Source organism: Roseofilum capinflatum BLCC-M114, assembly GCF_030068505.1.
Lineage (GTDB): Bacteria > Cyanobacteriota > Cyanobacteriia > Cyanobacteriales > Desertifilaceae > Roseofilum > Roseofilum capinflatum.
This window is the reverse complement of sequence record NZ_JAQOSO010000048.1, coordinates 1-2,850: the sequence shown is the minus strand read 5'-3', so window position 1 is coordinate 2,850 and position 2,850 is coordinate 1. Positions and strand designations below refer to the sequence as shown.

2 protein-coding genes are annotated in these 2,850 nt (G+C 45.8%); both read right to left on the bottom strand.

The window, feature by feature from the left end:
• Positions 1-2,618: type ISP restriction/modification enzyme (locus PMG25_RS09125; RefSeq protein ID WP_283766587.1), on the bottom strand; the 2,618-nt coding region annotated here is incomplete at its 3' end.
• A gap of 35 nt (positions 2,619-2,653) precedes the next feature.
• On the bottom strand, positions 2,654-2,850 hold a 197-nt coding region (locus PMG25_RS09120), incomplete at its 5' end, for a hypothetical protein (protein ID WP_283766586.1).

Genomic DNA, 2,850 nt, shown 5'->3' with positions numbered 1-2,850 from the left:
TCTGCTCCCCTTCTCCCGTGGGAGAAGGGGTTGGGGGAAGAGGGCACACCTTCATGTTGCCCAGGGTTGTGCCCTCTCTCTAAATCTCTCTCCCCAGGGAGAGAGACTTCTGCTCCCCTTCTCCCGTGGGAGAAGGGGCTGGGGGAAGAGGGCACACCCTGATGCCCATAATGGGATTGAAATTGCTCTAGTGCCCAGTCGGTGATGTTCTCCTGGCGGTTTCCGTTTTCGTCGTAGCGATAGAGAGGAAGACATTGGGAACCACCTTGAGGGAGAAGATCTGAGATGTATTGAGTGGCAAGATGAAAAAAAGGAATTTCGCTGCCCATTTTCATCCAAATTGATATATTTTCTGATTGTGAATCAGGATAAATACTAAACCACTGATAAGTCATGCCATTAAAATGGCGATCAAAATAGAGATATTGCTTGGTGTAGGGACGATAGAGACTGCGGACAATGCAGCCTTGGTCAAACTGCTTAACAATTCTCCTTTGCAAATATTTAGTCAACTCTCGATCCCATTTAATCTGGTTGCGCTCAGGATGATCTGGATCAGCCAGTGTTCTCTGATAAGTATCTACAAAAAACTGCATCTTCTCCGAGAGCGTCTTATCCGAAAAATCATACACCCACTCATCGCGCTGAGTTGCAATACCTCTGGAAAACAACTGAAAAACAGCCTCTTGAGAGCGCCCTGCCTTCACCTCCTTATCCACCAACGGCAACAACTGATCAAAATCATTATCTGTCAACTTAATCCAATTCTGCTTTTTATCCGGCTGAATATGCTTAAACTCGAATTGCTCAAACTTGCGACTGGCTAAAACTGCTAATTTTTCCTCCACGGTTTGCAGTTCAGACGCGCTCCAATAATGAATAGAGCAAGGATGAGCATCAGATGATTCTCGTTTGACCAAAAATCCAAGCGCCACCCCAACTTTAATCCCAAACACATTCCCCGTTTTATCCCCAGCGCGGATATTGCCCCCCAAGTCAATCAGATAAATATCTCTAAACTCGCGCTGCACGACTTTGCGAAAGCCATCAAACGTTAAAGCATTGATAAACGAGGAGTTAGTGACAAACGTGATAATCCCATTTTTGCTAATTCGATCGGTTGCCCAACGGTAAAAGCGCACATACATATCATAAAGGGCGTTTTGATTCTGTGCTGTTCCCTGTTTCACATAGGTTTCTCGAATCCGTTGGTCGATCGCCCGATAAACCCGATTGGCATTATTATCATTAAAACTCTCTTGCCAAGCATTATAAGGCGGATTGCCAATAATCACCGAAATCTCCCGGTCGTTTTGCCGTTGAATGCGCTCGGTGTTCTCCAACGTCATGGCAAACAAATCCATCTGCTTATAATCGTAGGCCGTATGATCCAGCGTATCGACAAAACAAATATTCTCAAACTCCAGATACTCCCCCATCTTCTGCTGATAGGTGTACTCAATATTCAAGTTGGCAATATAATACGGCAGAATCGCCACCTCGTTACAGTGAATCTCGTTTAAATACTTGTAGCGCAACTGGTGAGCAGGCAAATATTCAATCAATTCGGTAATAAACGTCCCCGTGCCCGTAGCGGGATCTAAGATCTCTACCCCTTCATCCCCCAAAACCTTGCCAAAATGTTGATGCAGCAAATAGTCCGTACTCTCGATCATGAACCGGACAATTTCATTGGGGGTGTAGACGATGCCCAGGCGATCGGCTGCCTTGGGATTATAGGCTTTATAAAAGTTCTCGTAAACGACTTTGAGAAACTTCTGCTTCTCATGATGGTTAGCAATATTGGCCGCACTGCGCCGAATCACCGCATAATAATGTTCAATGCTGCCTAATGTATTCCGTCTCACTGCTCCCGTGAAAAAGGTTTGCACCACTTCCGACAAGGTGCGAGCAATGTTATTCTCCCGATGAAACTGGGACTCATTAAAAATATTGGTAAAAATATCCTCAGTTAAGATGTGCTGGATGATCATTTCTCGCACATCTTCCAAACTAATTTCCGGATTAATGGAATTGCGGCAAATTTGCAGAAATTTATCCCGTTTTTCCTGGAAGTTCTTGTTATTTTGCGAAGCCTGTGATATATTCTCTCTTAACTGTACTAATATTGCGGGCACGTCTTGCTTAAACTGCTCCAGAGCCTCCCGAAACCCTTTCACCTCCGGACGCTCATAGTCGATAAACCGTTGCAGGAGTTGGTCTAGAGCCTCGACATCCTGCATGGAGACGCGCAACTGTTCCGAGTCTCCCTGAATCAAAACAGCCGTTTGCGAGTCCTCAAAAATGATATTATCCCTGGGATAGCCCTTGGTAAATTTTTTCTCAATCTCCTCATCGAGATTATCATACTCATCCTTACTTTCCCAATATCCCCAGTCCAGGCGCAGGGCATCTTTCACCGTCCCATCCGGGTACAGGAGCTTACCATTTTTGGTCGCATACTCCAATTCTGGAATGAGGCGAAAGTCTTTTGTTTTACAATAGTCTCCCAATAATTTCTGAAACGCGCCCCGAATAGAAGACTCATTCCGAGAGCCACCATAACGGATGATTTCTTCGACTTCTCTTTGATATTCGGATATAAGCAGTTTAGACATAATATTGCTCTTGATGTTTGAATAATGCCCTCTCTCTAAATCTCTCTCCCACGGGAGAGAGACTTCTTCTCCCCTTCTCCCGTGGGAGAAGGGGTTGGAGGAAGAGGGCACACCTTCATGTTGCCCAGGGTTGTGCCCTCTCTCTCAATCTCTCTCCCCAGGGAGAGAGACTTCTGACGCTCCCCTTCTCCTGTGGGAGCAGGGGCTGGGGGAAGAGGGCACACCTTCATCT